Here is a 15,592-nt window from a genome sequence, read left to right as displayed (position 1 = left end):
GGAACGGACACTTCCTTCGGACCGCCTTCCAGCGGGCCCTCCGGGCGCTTCGTTCTTTCGTGTTTCCAGCTTACCAGATGTTTTCCGCTCCGTTTTCCGGAGTTTCATTCATCCGATTTCCCGAACTGGTCGGGCCGCTTTCCGCGACGGCCTCCACATTAGCGCATTTCGGTTGTCACCCGAAATTCACACTCACCACGGTTGACGGGAACGCCAACAAACCCATGTCAATGGGTATCGAGGTGAGGGTGGGTCCTGCGGAGTGGGATGGCCGCATCAGCGACTCGTTCAACACTAGGCCACCCGGACGACATCGTCAAACACCGAGGGCGGGATCCGGCTGGATCCCGCCCTCGTATGTCGAAGCCGCAGCTCAGCGGCGTCGTGTTTCGGTCACGCCGTAGCCGGAACCAGCTCCGCCGCCGCCAGGTTGCGCTTGCCGCGGCGCAGCACGAGCCAGCGACCGTGCAGCAGGTCGGCCTCGGCCGGCACCGCTTCCTCGTCCGTCACCTTGACGTTGTTGAGGTAGGCGCCGCCCTCCTTGACCGTGCGGCGGGCGGCCGAACGGCTCGGTGCGAGGCCGACGGCGACCAACAGGTCGACCACCGACTGGAGTTCGGCCACCTCGGCCTTCGGGACCTCGGCCAGGGCGGCGGCCAAGGTCGGCGCCTCCAGGTCGGCGAGGTCGCCCTGGCCGAACAGTGCCTTGGACGCGGCGACCGCGCGCTCGTACTGCTCGGCGCCGTGGACGAGGGTGGTGAGCTCCTCGGCGAGGGCTCGCTGGGCGAGGCGGGCGGCGGGGCGCTCGGTGGTCTCGCGCTCCAGCTCCTCGATCTCCTCCTTCGAGCGGAAGCTGAAGATCCGCAGGAAGTTGGGGACGTCCCGGTCGTCCGCGTTCAGCCAGAACTGGTAGAAGGCGTACGGGGTGGTCAGCTCGGGGTCGAGCCAGACCGTGCCGGACTCGGTCTTGCCGAACTTGGTGCCGTCGGCCTTGACGATCAGCGGCGTGGCCAGCGCGTGCACGGACTTGGCGTCGGCCTTGCGGATCAGGTCCGTGCCGGCGGTCAGGTTGCCCCACTGGTCACTGCCACCGGTCTGCAGGGTGCAGCCGTAGCGGCGGTTCAGCTCCAGGTAGTCCATGCCTTGCAGGATCTGGTAGCTGAACTCGGTGTAGCTGATACCCGCGTCGGAGTTGAGCCGTCGGGCGACGGCCTCCTTGGCGATCATGTTGTTGACGCGGAAGTACTTGCCCACGTCGCGCAGCAGGCTGATGGCCGACATCCCGGACGTCCAGTCCAGGTTGTTGACCATGCGCGCCGCGTAGGGGCCCTCGAAATCGAGGAAGCGCGAGATCTGGCCCCGCAGCCGCTCGACCCAGCCGGCCACCGTCTCGGGGTCGTTGAGGACGCGCTCGGCGGTGGGCTTCGGGTCACCGATGAGGCCCGTGGCCCCGCCGACCAGGCCGAGCGGGAGGTTTCCCGCCTGCTGGATGCGGCGCATGGTGAGGATCTGCACGAGGTTGCCGAGGTGCAGGCTGGGGGCCGTCGGGTCGAAGCCGCAATAGAACGTGACCGGGCCGTCCGCGAACGCCTTGCGCAGTGCGTCCTCGTCGGTGGACAGGGCGATCAGCCCCCGCCACCGCAGCTCGTCGACGATGTCCGTCACGGTCACGCTTCTCCTTCGATCGGGCGCCCGCCCGGTGGCGGCCCGTTCTCTCGGACCCCGGGTCGGTGCGACTCCAGCGTGGTAGAGCCTACGCGGTCGGGGCCAGCGGGTTTTCCCCGAGCGTCGTGCCGCAGTCCTCCCCCGGCCGCTCCGGCGCCTGCCCGATACCGGAAATTCCGTTGTTCGTCGGCTGTGGGCCCGTTCAGAGTGGTGTCACCGCCGTGCGGCGGCAGTGACGTGTGTGGAGACGGTCGTGCCGCCGTGGCACGCCCGCGGGAAGGGTGTGCCGAGTGCGCAACACGCTGGTTCTGAACGCGAGCTACGAGCCCCTGACGACGGTGTCGCTCCAGCGCGCCGTCGTCCTGGTGCTCCAGGACAAGGCGGTGGTGGAGCAGGCGCATCCGCTGCGCACGGTCCGGGGGACGGGCGTCAGCATCCCGGTGCCCCGGGTGATCAGGCTTCAGCGCTACGTGAGAGTGCCGTTCCGACAACAGGCGCCGTGGTCGCGGCGGGGTGTCCTGGCCCGGGACCAGCACCTGTGCGCGTACTGCGGGCGGCGGGCCACCACGGTGGACCACCTGCAGCCCAGGTCGCGCGGTGGGGAGGACAGCTGGTTGAACACCGTGGCCGCGTGCCCGGAGGACAACCAGCGCAAGGCGGACCGGACACCCGAACAGGCCGGGATGAGGCTGCTGCGCCGGCCGTTCGTGCCGACCCCGCAGGCCACCCTCATGCTGGCGCTCGGCCTGCGCGGCTCGGAGGCCCGGGAGCTGGCCGACTGGCTGCCGGCCGTGCCGGGCCAGCCCGCTCCGACAGCCGTCCCGGCCGCGTGAGCGCCGCCGCGAGCCGCGCCCTACGGGGCCCGGGCTAACCCTTCGCCTGGTAGCCCGCCGCCGTGCCGTAGTTGGCCGAGTGCTCGGGCATCACGACCACCCGCCCGCCGCCGATCAGCACCCGCCCGGAGACCAGCAGCGAACCGGTGCCCTGCGGGAAGTTGCCGCCGGTCGCCTCCTGGCCGCCGGCCAGCGGGAACCGGCTGAGGCGGGCGGGCTGGTCGCGGCGTTCGTCGGCGGCGAGCACGAGCGCGCCGCCGTCGACGCCGACCGCCCGGACGGTGCCCTTGGCGGCGGTCGGCGCCTTCCAGCGCTGCTTACCGGTGTCGAGGTCGTAACCGACCGCCGCGCCCGGTCCGCCGCCGTTCGCCGGGACGAGCGTGGTGACCATCGTGCGGTTCTGGAAGAACACCTCGGGCGTGGCCGAGAACGTGCCGTGGCCGACGTCCAGCCGGCCGCCGTCGCCGACCACCGGGATCTCGGCGGCCGGGTCGCCGCCCGCGCCCCAGGAGAACACCCGGTCGTCCTCCGGCTTCTCGCCCGTGGTGAGGACGACGGACGGCTCGGCGGACAGCACGGTCACCGTCTTCGGCCGGTTGTTCAGGCCGCGCCACCAACTGACCTTGCCGTCCGCCGTGTTCAGTGCGACGGCCTGGTCGGCGGGGGTCGAGTCGGCGCAGGAGGAGGCGACCAGCACGGTCTTGCCGGTCACGCCGCCGGACAGGGTGCAGAACTTGCCCTGCCCGGTGTACTGCCAGACGTCCTTGCCGTCCGCGGACTCCCAGGCGACCGCCCGGTCGTCGCCGACCGCGATCACCTTGTCCTCGGTGACGCCGATCCGCGCGCCGTACGCGCCCTTGGCGTCCGAGACGGTCTTCGTCCACGCGGTCTTGCCGGTCTTGGTGTCCACGGCGGCGACCAGCGTGCACGGGCTCTTCGGGTCGGCCTGGGCCCGGAACAGCACCGCGCCCAGCCCCGCCTGGTTGACCCCCGCCGACAGCCCGCACGGGACGGCCCCGGCGGCCGGTGGCTCGACCGACCAGACGGGCTTGCCGGCCGCGAGGTCGTAGGCCCGCACACCGGCGGCGTCGGCGCGGACCACCGCATCGGCCAGCAGCCAGCTGCCGACCAGCGTGTCGTCACCCGGCGACCCGGACGCGGCGGGCTGGGCGGACCACACCTTGGTGTGCGCGACGGCGAAACCGGGCTCCCCACCGCTGCTCGCGGCCGCGCTGCCGCCGCCCTCGGCCCCGACCATCAGACCGGCCGCGACCAGCACGCCCAGCGCGGCCACCCCGGCGCCGGTGCGCACCAGCAGGGTCCGCCGGCTGGGCACGTGCTCGCCGGTGAGCACCGCCCCGGCGGCGGCGCGGGCCCTGGCCGAGAGCGAAGAGCCCGCCGTCGAGGAGCCTGCCTTCGGGGACCTGCCCCGACGGGCGGCAGCCCGCGACGGCGCGACGGGCACGGCCTCGGGCGTCGTGTCCGGCTCGGGCTCCGGCTCCGTGGACGGCTCCACCGGAACGGGCTCGGCGTCCTCGATGTGCACGTACCCGTCGGCCGAGTACTCCGCCCCCACCGGGACGTACAGCCCCTCCCCCGCAGGCTGCTCCGGGACGGCGTACGGCGCGTACTGCTGCTGCCCATGATCCGGGTACGGCTGGTACTGCTGGTACTGCCCCTCGGCGTAGCCGCCCTGGACGTAGCCGCCCTCGGCGTACCCGGTCTCGGCGTACCCAGCCTGGGCGTAGCCGGTCTGCCCGTACTGCGGGTCCTGTCCGTACTGCGCGTCCTGCCCGTCCTGGCGCGGGTCCTGTCCGTACGGCGAGCCCTGCCCGTACCCGCCCTGGCCGTAGCCCGCCACCGTCTGCCAGTACTCCTGCTGCGGGTGGTCCTGCGGCTGCGGCTCCTGGTGCCCGCCGACCGGCCAGGCCTGCCGGCCCTGGGGGTACCACGGCTGCTGCTGGGCGTCTGCGAAGGGCTCCTGCGCCATCCGTTCCCGTCCCTCCCGAGCCGCCTGCCGATGCGGCAGTCAGCATCTCACGCCCGTTCGAGCGCGCCGCCCCGGCCTCGGGGGGTCGGGGAGGTCAGCCCGCGGACTCGGCCTTCAGCGCCTCGTCGATGCGGGCGGCCAGGGTGAAGTCCAGGCCGGTCAGCCCGCCCGCGCTGTGGGTGGAGAGGACGAAGCGCAGGGTGCGCCAGCGGATGTCGACGTCGGGGTGGTGGCCGAGCGCCTCGGCCTGTTCGGCGACGGCGACGACCACCCGGATCGCCGCCGGGAAGTCGGGGGCGTCGGCCACGCGGACAACGCTGTCACCCTCCCTGGTCCACCGCGGCAGTGCGGCCAGGGCCGCCGTGATCTCGTCCTCGCTCAGCCGTGCCCTGCTGCTCATCGAAGCTCTTCCGTTCGTCGTCTCGTCGTCCGGTCAGGCGTGCACTTCGAGGAACATACCGAGCCGGGGCCCTCCGCACCGGACGACACAGCCGCTGACGGGCAGCCCCCCGGCGGGCGTCCCCCGACGGATGCTCAGCTCGTCAGCTCAGCAGCAGTTTGGTGACCGCGGCGAGGCCGACCACCACGATGATCCCGCGCAGCGCGACCGGCGGCAGGCGGCGGCCGACCTTGGCGCCGAGCAGGCCGCCGACCAGCGAGCCCGCCGCGATCAGGCCGGCGGCCGCCCAGTTGACGGTGGAGGTGAACAGGAAGAACAGCGCGGCGACGCCGTTGACGACCATCGCCAGCGCGTTCTTCACGGCGTTGATCCGCTGCAGGTCCTCCTGGAGCAGCATGCCCATCAGCGCCAGCAGCAGGACGCCCTGCGCGGCGCCGAAGTAGCCGCCGTAGATGCCGGTGAGGAAGACGCCGACGAACAGCAGCAGGCCGCCGTCCGGGTCCCCGTCGGGGCGGCGGCGGGCGGCGACCGCCTTGGCGACCTTGGGCTGGATCACCACCAGGACGAGGGCGAGCAGGATCAGTACCGGGACGATCGCGTCGAAGGCGCCGTTCGGCAGTCTGATCAGCAGCAGCGCGCCGACCAGTCCGCCGAGCAGTGAGGCGGTGCCCAGGCGCAGCAGCCGGTGGCCCTGGCCGGCCAGCTCGCGGCGGTAGCCGATCACGCCGCTGAGCGAACCGGGCACCAGGCCGAAGGTGTTGGAGACGTTGGCGGTGACCGGCGGAATCCCGATGGCGAGCAGCACCGGGAACGTGATCAGCGTGCCGGAGCCGACGATCACGTTGATCATCCCGGCGCCGACGCCCGCCACCAGGACGGCGATGCCCTCCCAGAGCGTCATGGGTCACCTCTCCTCTCGGTCCTGTCCGGGGGGATCATGCCGGACGGCCCACCGGTCGGACCAGGGCCGCCCACGATTCGGGACACGCACCACCACGACCGCCACACGCCACGACCGCCACGACCGCCACACGCCGGGGGCCCGCCACCGTGCGGTGGCGGGCCCCCGGGCCGGACGGTTCAGCCGGTCACTCCGGGTCGATCTTGCGGTACTCGCGGGCCGGGTCCACCCGGGGGCGGGCGGCACCCTTCTCGGTGTCCACCGGGCGCGGGCCGGCCGCCGGGTCGAGCGGCACCTGGGTGGCCGCGGGGGCCGCCTGCGGGACGCTCGGGGCGGCGACCGCGCCGCCGTTGACGCCGGGGTTGCCGGTCAGCCCGCCGAAGGCGCCGCCGAGGCCCTTGAGGGCGTCGCCGACCTCGCTGGGGATGATCCACAGCTTGTTGGAGTCGCCCTTGGCCAGCTCGGGCAGGGTCTGCAGGTACTGGTAGGCGAGCAGCTTCTGGTCGGCGTCGCCGTCGTGGATGGCCTCGAAGACCGTCCGGATCGCGGCCGCCTCACCGTCGGCGCGCAGCACCGCGGCCTGCGCCTCACCTTCGGCCCGGAGCACGTCGGCCTGCTTCTCACCCTCGGCCTTGAGGATCTGGGCCTGCCGCTGGCCCTCGGCGGTGAGGATCGCGGCGCGCTTGTCACGGTCGGCGCGCATCTGCTTCTCCATCGAGTCCTGGATGGAGGTGGGCGGCTCGATCGCCTTCAGCTCGACGCGGTTGACCCGGATGCCCCACTTGCCGGTGGCCTCGTCCAGGACGCCGCGCAGACCGGCGTTGATGACCTCGCGCGAGGTCAGGGTGGATTCGAGGTCCATCGAGCCGATGATGTTGCGCAGCGTGGTGACGGTCAGCTGCTCGATGGCCTGGATGTAGCTGGCGACCTCGTAGGTGGCCGCGCGCGGGTCGGTGACCTGGTAGTAGATCACCGTGTCGATGTTGACCACCAGGTTGTCCTGGGTGATCACCGGCTGCGGCGGGAACGGCACGACCTGCTCGCGCAGGTCGATCCGGTTGCGGACCCGGTCGATGAACGGGACGACGATGTTCAGGCCTGCGTTGAGCGTCCGGGTGTAGCGGCCGAAGCGCTCCACGATCGCGGCGCTGGCCTGCGGGATGACCTGGATCGTCTTGATCAGCGCGATGAAGGCCACCACGACCAGGACGACCAAAACGATAAGGACGGGTTCCACGGACTCTCCCCTAGATGACCAGGGCGGTCGCGCCCTGGATTTCGACGACGTCGACCTGCTGCCCCGGTTGGTACACGCTGTCCGGGTGGAGCGCGCGGGCCGACCAGATCTCGCCGTTCAGCTTGATCCGTCCGCCCTCCCCGTCGACGGTTTCCGCGACGACCGCGGTGGCGCCCTGGAGCGCCTCGATGCCCATCTTGATGTGCGGGCCCTGCCGCAGTTGCCGGTAGGCGATCGGGCGGACGAAGACCAGCAGCGAGACCGAGACCGCGATGAAGACCAGGGTCTGCCAGACCGCGTCTCCGCCCAGCCCGGCCACGCCGGCGGCCGCCAGCGCACCGACCGCGAACATGGCGAACTCCGGCATCGCGGTCAGCACCAGCGGTATGCCGAGCCCGACGGCGGCCAGGAGCCACCAGATCCAGCTGTCCACGTGTCCATCCTAGGGAGCGAAGGGCCTTCGAGGCGGACAGTTCCCGCAGGTCGAGGGGCGGAAACCGGTCGCGCGTGCGACCGGTCCCCGGAAACCCGACGACATCGGAGCGTGCGAGGCGCGGGCGGGGCGCGGGCGGGGGCTCAGCCCAGCGGCAGGCCCTGCGCGGACCAGCGGTCCCCGTGGCGCTCCAGGGTGAGCGGCAGGCCGAAGCACTTGGAGAGGTTGCGGGCGGTCAGCTCGGTGTCGATCGGACCGGCGGTGAGCACCTTGCCCTGGCGGATCATCAGGACGTGGGTGAAGCCCGGCGCGATCTCCTCGACGTGGTGGGTGACCATCGCCATGGCCGGGGCGAACTCGTCCTGGGCGAGCGCGCCGAGCCGGCGGACGAGGTCCTCGCGGCCGCCGAGGTCCAGGCCGGCCGCGGGCTCGTCGAGCAGCAGCAGCTCGGGGTCGGTCATCAGGGCGCGGGCGATCAGGGTGCGCTTGCGCTCGCCCTCGGAGAGGGTGCCGAACTTGCGGCCGGTGAGGTTGGACATGCCCATCCGGTCGAGCAGCGCGAGCGCGCGGGACTCGTCGAACTGCTCGTAGGTCTCCTGCCAGCTGACCGTCATGCCGTAGGCGGCGGTCAGCACGGTCTGCAGCACCGTCTGCTCGGCCGGCAGCTTGTCGAACATGGCGGCGCCGGCCAGGCCGATCCGGGAGCGCAGCTCGAAGACGTCGACCTCGCCCAGCTTCTCGCCCAGCACCGACACCTTGCCCGCGGTCGGGAACAGGTAGGTGGCGGCGATCTGCAGCAGGGTGGTCTTCCCGGCGCCGTTGGGGCCCAGGATGACCCAGCGCTCCCCCTCGGAGATGGACCACGAGACCTGGTCGACCAGCGCGCGTCCCTCCCGGACCACGGATACGTCCACCAGCTCCAGCACGTCGCTCATGCCTACGCCTTCCCCAATACAAGAATTTCGGCCGTCGGTGCGGGCGGCGAGCCTACTCCGGCAGCCGGTGGGCACGGGGTGGGTGCGCCGCACACGCATGGGCAAACCTACGCCACGCGGATGACCGCCGATTCCGTAGGCTGGCCGGATGCTCGCGACTCCTCCCGACAATCCGTACGAAGAACCCCGTTCGGGGCGGCTGACCGCGTGGGGCAACGCCCTGCTGGCCGGTCTGGTGCCGCCGGACAACGCCGCGGCGGCCGTGCTGGGCGACGACGAGAGCCACCGGGTGACCGGGCTGCCCGGGGACGGGCCGGGCGAACGGCACGGCCTCACCTGGGCGCTGGGACGGCTCCGAGTGCTCGGGGTCAAGGGCCTGCGACTGGCTCTGCCGTCCGCCGGGCACCCGCTGGGGCTGACCGGTCCGGCACCGTTCAACGAAGCGGCGATGGGCGTCGGGGAGGCGGTGCTGGCGGTGGGCGTCCCGCTCGGACTGGTGCCGGAGGTGGAGGTGTTCGGCCCGGCCGGGGACCGTTCGGCGACGGTGCTGTGGCGCTGCCTTGAGACCAACGACACACCGCCGGCCGACGTCCCGTCGCTGCACGAGGCCGAACGGGAGCTGGCCGACGGGCTGCGCGAGGCGACGCTCCTGCTGACCCGGCTGGACGTGGCGGGCGCCGGACCGGAGGCGCTGCGGGCGCTGGAGGCGTACCGCCGGCGCGGGCACGCCGAACTGCTGGCGCCCGGGTACCCGCCGCGTGCGGTGCGGGTGCTGGAGTCGGCCCGGCAGGTGTCGGCGCTGCTGGCGATCGCCGCGGGCGGGCACGGCGCGGCGGTCAGCGCCTCCGAGATGGCGGCGCGGCAGGCGGTGCTGGCGCCGCTGCGGCGCACCGCCCGGCGGGCGCAGGTGGCGGCGTACAACGCGCTGGTCGACGAGCGCGAGGACCGCTGAGCACGGGGCCCGCTCAGGACGCGGACCGCTGAACACGGGGCCCGCTAGGACGGGCCGCCGTCCCGCGCCTCGCCGTTGCGGACGGCCCACAGGGCCGCCTGGGTGCGGTCCGCCAGGTCCAGCTTCATCAGGATGTTGGAGACGTGGGTCTTCACCGTCTTCTCCGACAGGTGCAGGCTGCGGGCGATCTCCCGGTTGGAGCGGCCGTCGGCGATGTGGCCGAGGACCTCGCGCTCGCGTTCGGTGAGGGTGCCGCCGCGGCCCTGCGGGGCGCGGGGGCCGTCGTCGGCGAGCAGCGCCTCGGCCAGTTCGGGCTGGAGCAGGACGTGGCCGGCGTGCACCGAGCGGATCGCGCCGGCCAGCGCCTCCGGGTCGACGTCCTTGTAGACGTACCCGGCGGCGCCGGCCCGCAGCGCGGGGACCATCGTGCGGTGCTCGGTGAAGCTGGTGACGATCAGGATCCGGGCCCGGCTGCCCTCGCCCTTGAGCGTGCGCAGCGCCTCGATGCCGTCGACACCGGGCATCTTGAGGTCCATCAGGACGACGTCGGGGTCGAGTTCGCGGGCGCGCTCGACGCCCTCCGCCCCGTCGGCGGCCTCCCCGACCACCTCGATGTCGTCCTGGACCTCCAGGAACGTGCGCAGCCCGCGGCGGACCACCTGGTGGTCGTCGACCAGCAGGACGCGGATCGACGGCGTGCTGTCAGGCGGGTTGTCAGGCACCGGGGACCTCCATCTCGACGAGCGTCCCCCGGCCGGGGGCGGACTCCAGGGTGAGCGTGCCGCCGACGGCGGCCGCGCGGTCGCGCATCGAGGCCAGGCCGAGGTGGCGCCCGGCCCGGCGGACGGACTCGGGGTCGAAGCCGTGCCCGTCGTCGCGCACCCGCAGCACGGCGCCGCGCGCGGGCGTGCCGGCCAGGGTGACGGTGACGCGGCCGGCTCCGGAGTGGCGCAGCGCGTTGTGCAGCGCCTCCTGGGCGACCCGCAGCAGCGCGGCCTCCTGCGCGGGCGGCAGGGCGCGGACGCCGTCGGCGGCGAAGGCGACGTCCGCGGTGTGGGCCCGGTCGAGGACCTGCACCTGGGAGGCGAGGGTGGCGCTCAGCCCGTCCTCCTCCAGGGCGGCGGGGCGCAGTTCGACGACGACGGCGCGCAGTTCGTCGGCGGCCTCGGCGGCGAGCCGGGCGACCTCGGCGAGTTCGGCGCGGGCCCGGGCCGGGTCGCGGTCGACGAGCGTGGCGGCGGCCTTGGCGGTGAGCCGCAGCGAGAAGAGCTTCTGCGCGACGGCGTCGTGCAGGTCGTGGGCGATGCGGGCGCGTTCGCCGGCCAGGGTGAGCTCGCGGCTGCGCTCGTACAGGCGGGCGTTGGAGAGGGCGAGGGCGGCGTGCGCGGCGAGTATCCGCAGCAGTTCCTCGTCGTGGTCGGTGAACAGGCCGCCGCCGCGCTTGTTGGCGAGGAAGATGACGCCGGTGACCTGCGGTTCGTCCTCGGCGGCCTCGGCGTCCAGGATGGGCATGCCGAGGAAGGCGTCCATCTCGGGGTGGGCGGCCGGCCAGCCGCCGAAGGCCGGGGCCCTGCGGACGTCGGCGAGCCGGGTGGGGCCGGTCTCGTGCAGCATCTTGGCGAGGACGCCGTGCTGGCGGGGCAGCGGGCCGATCGCCCGCCACTGCTCGTCGGTGACGCCGTCGACGACGAACTGGGCGAAGCCGCCGTGGTCGTCGGGCACGCCCAGAGCCGCGTACTCGGCGCCGAGCAGGTCGCGGGCGGAGGCGGTGATGCGGCGCAGCACCTCGCGGACCTCCAGGTGCCGGCTCATCGCGAGCAGCGCCTGGCTGACCGCCTCGATGCCGGCCAGGCAGGGGTCGCAGCCGGGCATCGGGCGGGCCGGGCCGCGCAGGTCGAGGTGCGGACCGGCCGGGCTCCGGTGGTCGCTGGGCGTGCTGGGCATACCGCCAAACTACCGCCGCCGCGGGCGCCGCCGCGTCGGTCCGCGGCCGGGGTGGGCGCAGGTCCGGGGACCTAGGTCTCGGGGCCCGCGCAATGGAGGAGGGGCGGCTCTCCGGGTGATGGGAGAGCCGCCCCTCGTCGGGCGGGGCGAAGGGGGTCAGCCCTTCTGCATGACCTCGGGCTCGTGGCGGCGCTGGAGCCGGGTGACGATGACGCCGATGACGATCGAGATCGCGATCAGCGCGCCCGCGTCGATCGCCCACTGGGCGACGCTGGCGGTCCACAGCGGGTCGTACTGGGGGTTCTGGAAGTCCTTGTTCCAGGGGCCCATGAGCTTGGACAGGTCCAGTGTGGTGGCCACGATGCCGGTGCCCCAGCGGGCCGGCATCAGCCAGGCGGCCTGCTCCAGGCCGGGCTTGCCGAAGAGCTGGAACAGGCAGCCGGTGAAGACGACCTGGATGATGGCGAACATGACCAGCAGCGGCATGGTCTTCTCGGCGGTCTTGACCAGGGCCGAGATCATCAGGCCGAACATCATCGCGGTGAAGCTGAGCAGGATCATGCCGATGGTCATCTCGATGATCGGCAGGTCCTTGACGATCAGGCCGTGCTCGGGGAGCTTGCGCGGCAGGAAGCCGACCGCGGCGACGATGGCGCCCTGGATCACGCTGAAGAAGCCCAGCACGATGATCTTGGACATCATGTACGCCGAGCGGGAGAGCCCGGTGGCCCGTTCCCGTTCGTAGATGGCCCGTTCCTTGATCAGTTCGCGGACCGAGTTGGCCGCTCCGGAGAAGCAGGCTCCGATCGCCAGGATCATGATGATCGTCGCGGCCCCGCTGTTGAGGTGGAGCTGCGTGTTCGGATTGGGCGCGAGGCCCGCCCCGTTGGGGACCAGCACGCTGACCGCGCCGATGACGGCGGGCAGCAGCACCGACAGCGCCAGGAAGCCGCGGTCCGAGGCGAGGACCGACATGTAGCGGCGCATCAGCGTCCACAGCTGGGAGCCCCAGCTCTGCGGCTTCGGCGGCCGGACGGCCTCCTGGGCGACCTGGGCGTGCTGCACCTCGCCCGACTCCACGTCGGGGGCGGAGTACTGCTGGTAGTGCACCGAGCCGCGGTAGCGGCCGGCCCAGTCGTGGTCCGGGTAGTTCTCGAAGGCCTGGAAGACGTCCGCCCAGGTCTCGTACCCGAAGAAGTGCAGCGCCTCGTCCGGCGGGCCGAAGTAGGCCACCGCGCCGCCCGGCGCCATCACCAGCAGCCGGTCGCAGAGCGCGAGTTCGGCCACCGAGTGGGTGACGACCAGGATGGTGCGGCCGTCGTCGGCGAGACCGCGCAGCATCTGCATGACCTCGCGGTCCATGCCCGGGTCGAGGCCCGAGGTGGGCTCGTCCAGGAAGATCAGCGACGGCTTGGTGAGCAGTTCCAGGGCGACCGAGACGCGCTTCTGCTGGCCGCCGGAGAGCGCGGTGATCTTGTTGTCGGCGCGCTTGTCCAGGCGCAGCTCGTACAGCACCTCGTCGATCCGGGCCGCGCGCTCGCGCGCCTCGGTGTCGCCGGGGAAGCGCAGCTGGGCCGCGTACTTGAGGCCGGTGCGGACGGTGAGTTCCTTGTGCAGGATCTCGGACTGCGGCACCAGGCCGATGCGCGAGCGCAGTTCGGCGAACTGCTTGTAGAGGTTGCGGCCGTCGTACAGGACCTCGCCGCGGTCGGCCGGGCGGTAGCCGGTGAGGGCGCGCAGCAGGGTCGACTTACCGGAGCCGGACGGGCCGATGACGGCGACCAGGGACTTCTCCGGGACGCCGAAGCTGACGTCGTCGAGCAGGATCTTCTTGGCGCCCTTGTGCTCGACCTCGACGGTCAGGTGGCGGGCGGAGAAGGAGACCGCGCCGGTGTCGACGAACTCCTGCAGCTGGTCGCCGACCAGGACGAAGCTGGAGTGGCCGACGGTCAGCCGGTCCTGCGGGCCCATCAGCTGGCGCTGCACCCGCTGGCCGTTGAGGAAGATCCCGTTGTGGCTGCCGAGGTCGACGATCTCGTAGCGGCCGTCCTGGAGCTGGCGCAGCTCGGCGTGGTGGCGGGAGACCTGGAGGTCGGAGACCACGACGTCGTTGTCGAGCGCGCGGCCGATCCGGACGGTGCGCATGGCGGCGGTCAGGTTGCGGATGATCGTCGGCTGCGGGCCGTCGCCGTCCTGCGGGGCGGGCGGGAAGGCCTGCTGCTGCGGGAAGCCGCCCTGCTGGGGCTGGGGCTGGGGCGGGTGCTGCTGGTGCGGGAACGGTGGCTGGGGCCGACCCGCCCAGGCCTGCTCGGGCTGCGGCGGGTAGGGGGCCTGCGGCGACCAGCCCTGCTGCGGGGCCGGCGGCTGGGGCGTCGGCGCGGCGCTGCGGCTGGTGGCGGCCTCGTGCCAGGCGGGAGCCTGGGGGGCGGCGGCGTGCGGGGCGGCGTGGGCGGGCGCGGAGAAGCCGAGCCGGGGTCCGTTCTCCGGGTTGCCGAGGTTGACGACGGCGCCGGGGAACAGCTGGGCCTGCGTCGTCCGGGCGCCGGCCGTGTAGGTGCCGTTGGTGCTGCCGTGGTCGTCCAGCTGCCAGCCGCTGCCGTTGAAGGTGATGGTCCCGTGGTTCCAGGAGACCCTGGCGTCGTCGAACGGGAAGTCCGACTGCGGGTTGCGCCCGATGGTGTAGGACCGCCCGGGCTCCAGAGTCCGCTGCTGTCCGTTGATATCGATGACGAGTTGCGGCACTGTGCGCCTGCCCCGCTCTCTCGGTTCCCCCGAATTGTGCCCCCGACCAGGGGTGCGATGTTTCCGAAACTGACGGGGGGAATCATTCCAGCCTGCTGACCGCCGATAGAAGTCGCCCCGGGTGACTGTGACCAGGCTGCTACCCGGCACCCGTCCGCGACGTGGGACGGGTGCTCTGGGCCCGCCGGCCGGCGGGTAGCGTGGGAGGCACCATGAACGCATCGCCCCTGGCCGCTGAGCCCCTCCCCGCCGCCCAGCCCCGGACCGCGGACGAGCGCACCCTGCTCGTCAAGGTGTTCGGCAAGGACCGCCCCGGCATCACCGCCGGCCTCTTCGCCACCCTGGCAGGCTTCGCCGTCGACGTGATCGACATCGAACAGGTCGTGACCCGTGGCCGCATCACGCTCTGCGCACTGGTCACCCCGCCCACCGCTCCCGGCGCCGAGGGCGGACTGCGGGCCACCGTGCACCGCTGGGCGGAGGAGCAGAAGCTCCAGGCCGAGATCCTCTCCGGCATCGGCGACAACCGGCCGCGCCGCGAGGGCCGTTCGCACGTCACCGTGCTCGGCAATCCGCTGACCTCCGCCGCCGTCTCCGCGCTCACCTCCCGGATCACCGCGGCGGGCGGCAACATCGACCGTGTGTTCCGGCTCGCCAAGTACCCGGTGACGGCGGTCGAGCTGGCCGTGTCCGGTGTGGCCACCGACGAGCTGCGGGCCGAGCTGGCCCAGGAGGCGGCCACCCAGCGGGTGGACGTCGCGGTGGTCGCGGCCGGGCTGGAGCGCCGGGCCAAGCGCCTGGTGGTGATGGACGTCGACTCCACGCTCATCCAGGACGAGGTGATCGAGCTGTTCGCGGCCCACGCGGGCTGCGAGGAGGAGGTCGCCGAGGTGACGGCGCAGGCGATGCGCGGCGAGCTGGACTTCGCCGAGTCGCTGCGGGCCCGGGTCTCGCTGCTGGCCGGGCTGGACGCCTCGGTGACCGAGAAGGTGCGCGCGGAGGTCCGTTTTACGCCGGGGGCGCGCACCCTGATCCGCACGCTCCAGCGGCTGGGCTTCCAGGTCGCGGTGGTGTCGGGCGGGTTCACCCAGGTCACCGACCACCTGGTCGAGGAGCTGGGGCTGGACTTCGCGGCGGCCAACACCCTGGAGGTGGTGGACGGCAAGTTCACCGGCCGGGTGGTCGGCGAGATCGTGGACCGCGCGGGCAAGGCCCGCTGGCTGGCCCGGTTCGCCGAGCAGGCGAAGGTGCCGCTGTCGCAGACGGTGGCGATCGGCGACGGCGCCAACGACCTGGACATGCTGAACGCGGCCGGGCTGGGCGTGGCGTTCAACGCCAAGCCGGTGGTGCGCGAGGCCGCCGACACCGCCGTCAACGTGCCGTTCCTGGACACCGTGCTGTACCTGCTGGGCATCACCCGGGAGGAGGTCGAGGCGGCCGACGCGGTGGACGGCAGCCTGACCGAGTAGAGCCCGAAGACGCACACGACCTCGGGCCACGCCCCCCTCACGGGCCCTCCGTCGCCGACGCCCGTTCCCCCGATCGAGGGAAGCGGCGCCC

The 15,592-nt window shown here is 72.7% G+C and carries 13 protein-coding genes; 3 read left to right on the top strand and 10 right to left on the bottom strand.

The genetic code is table 11. The features are described from left to right. Positions 1-393: 393 nt before the first annotated feature. Positions 394-1,665 (bottom strand): tyrosine--tRNA ligase, encoded by a 1,272-nt coding sequence (gene tyrS / locus AB0O82_RS37810; protein ID WP_063351463.1) that lies wholly within the window; start codon positions 1,663-1,665, stop codon positions 394-396. 290 nt (positions 1,666-1,955) lie between these two features. Between tyrS and AB0O82_RS37805 the strand changes: the two genes are divergently transcribed. Further along, complete coding sequence (locus AB0O82_RS37805) at positions 1,956-2,498, top strand: HNH endonuclease (protein WP_063349641.1); 543 nt, start codon at positions 1,956-1,958, stop codon at positions 2,496-2,498. Between the two features lie 34 nt (positions 2,499-2,532). On the opposite strand, the gene AB0O82_RS37800 is transcribed toward AB0O82_RS37805, so the two are convergent. The 6 genes from AB0O82_RS37800 to AB0O82_RS37775 all read right to left on the bottom strand — a co-directional run bounded on the left by AB0O82_RS37800 (position 2,533) and on the right by AB0O82_RS37775 (position 8,394). Then, positions 2,533-4,488, bottom strand: coding sequence for a PQQ-binding-like beta-propeller repeat protein (locus AB0O82_RS37800; protein ID WP_363589452.1), 1,956 nt, complete (start codon positions 4,486-4,488; stop codon positions 2,533-2,535). A 94-nt stretch (positions 4,489-4,582) separates the two neighbouring features. Beyond that, a complete protein-coding gene (locus tag AB0O82_RS37795) occupies positions 4,583-4,888 on the bottom strand; it encodes a 4a-hydroxytetrahydrobiopterin dehydratase (protein ID WP_363589450.1) in 306 nt (101 codons plus the stop codon). Positions 4,889-5,030: 142 nt separating this feature from the next. Continuing rightward, positions 5,031-5,789, bottom strand: a complete 759-nt coding sequence (locus tag AB0O82_RS37790) for a sulfite exporter TauE/SafE family protein (RefSeq protein ID WP_363589448.1) — start codon at positions 5,787-5,789, stop codon at positions 5,031-5,033. 187 nt (positions 5,790-5,976) lie between these two features. Then, positions 5,977-7,026, bottom strand: coding sequence for an SPFH domain-containing protein (locus AB0O82_RS37785; protein ID WP_363589446.1), 1,050 nt, complete (start codon positions 7,024-7,026; stop codon positions 5,977-5,979). A gap of 10 nt (positions 7,027-7,036) precedes the next feature. Next, entirely contained in the window at positions 7,037-7,447 is a 411-nt protein-coding gene (locus tag AB0O82_RS37780; RefSeq protein WP_363589456.1) for an NfeD family protein, read from the bottom strand. 155 nt (positions 7,448-7,602) lie between these two features. After that, entirely contained in the window at positions 7,603-8,394 is a 792-nt protein-coding gene (locus AB0O82_RS37775; protein ID WP_063349636.1) for an ABC transporter ATP-binding protein, read from the bottom strand. 148 nt (positions 8,395-8,542) lie between these two features. Between AB0O82_RS37775 and AB0O82_RS37770 the strand changes: the two genes are divergently transcribed. After that, on the top strand, positions 8,543-9,346 hold the full coding sequence (locus AB0O82_RS37770) for a hypothetical protein (protein ID WP_363589444.1): 804 nt from the start codon (positions 8,543-8,545) through the stop codon (positions 9,344-9,346). 44 nt (positions 9,347-9,390) lie between these two features. Here the strand turns inward: AB0O82_RS37770 and AB0O82_RS37765 are convergent, their stop codons facing one another. The 3 genes from AB0O82_RS37765 to AB0O82_RS37755 form a co-directional block, all read right to left on the bottom strand. Beyond that, positions 9,391-10,068: a response regulator transcription factor gene (locus AB0O82_RS37765; RefSeq protein WP_363589442.1), complete on the bottom strand. Its 678-nt coding sequence runs from the start codon at positions 10,066-10,068 to the stop codon at positions 9,391-9,393. Then, the gene (locus AB0O82_RS37760; protein ID WP_363589454.1) at positions 10,061-11,218 is read right to left on the bottom strand and encodes a GAF domain-containing sensor histidine kinase; all 1,158 of its coding nucleotides are present in this window, start codon (positions 11,216-11,218) and stop codon (positions 10,061-10,063) included. The genes AB0O82_RS37765 and AB0O82_RS37760 overlap by 8 nt, the downstream gene beginning before the upstream one ends. A 228-nt stretch (positions 11,219-11,446) precedes the next feature. After that, positions 11,447-14,032: an FHA domain-containing protein gene (locus AB0O82_RS37755; RefSeq protein ID WP_363589440.1), complete on the bottom strand. Its 2,586-nt coding sequence runs from the start codon at positions 14,030-14,032 to the stop codon at positions 11,447-11,449. A 212-nt stretch (positions 14,033-14,244) separates the two neighbouring features. On the opposite strand from AB0O82_RS37755, the gene serB reads away from it, so the two are divergent. Continuing rightward, positions 14,245-15,501 carry a phosphoserine phosphatase SerB gene (gene serB / locus AB0O82_RS37750; protein WP_363589438.1) on the top strand — a complete coding sequence of 419 codons (1,257 nt, stop codon included), beginning with the start codon at positions 14,245-14,247 and terminating at the stop codon, positions 15,499-15,501. The last annotated feature ends 91 nt before the right edge of the window (positions 15,502-15,592 follow it).

Origin of the sequence: Kitasatospora sp. NPDC088264 (assembly GCF_040685715.1) — a bacterium.
Lineage (GTDB): Bacteria > Actinomycetota > Actinomycetes > Streptomycetales > Streptomycetaceae > Kitasatospora.
The sequence above is the reverse complement of the archived record's forward strand: the minus strand, read 5'-3'. Positions and strand labels throughout refer to the sequence as shown.

Bases quoted from the DNA above. Each gene is read 5' to 3' on its own strand.
- AB0O82_RS37800 (WP_363589452.1), bottom strand. From the start codon at position 4,488: ATGGCGCAGGAGCCCTTCGCAGACGCCCAGCAGCAGCCGTGGTACCCC.
- AB0O82_RS37795 (WP_363589450.1), bottom strand. From the start codon at position 4,888: ATGAGCAGCAGGGCACGGCTGAGCGAGGACGAGATCACGGCGGCCCTG.
- AB0O82_RS37790 (WP_363589448.1), bottom strand. From the start codon at position 5,789: ATGACGCTCTGGGAGGGCATCGCCGTCCTGGTGGCGGGCGTCGGCGCC.
- AB0O82_RS37775 (WP_063349636.1), bottom strand. From the start codon at position 8,394: ATGAGCGACGTGCTGGAGCTGGTGGACGTATCCGTGGTCCGGGAGGGA.
- AB0O82_RS37770 (WP_363589444.1), top strand. From the start codon at position 8,543: ATGCTCGCGACTCCTCCCGACAATCCGTACGAAGAACCCCGTTCGGGG.
- AB0O82_RS37760 (WP_363589454.1), bottom strand. From the start codon at position 11,218: ATGCCCGGCTGCGACCCCTGCCTGGCCGGCATCGAGGCGGTCAGCCAG.
- serB (WP_363589438.1), top strand. From the start codon at position 14,245: ATGAACGCATCGCCCCTGGCCGCTGAGCCCCTCCCCGCCGCCCAGCCC.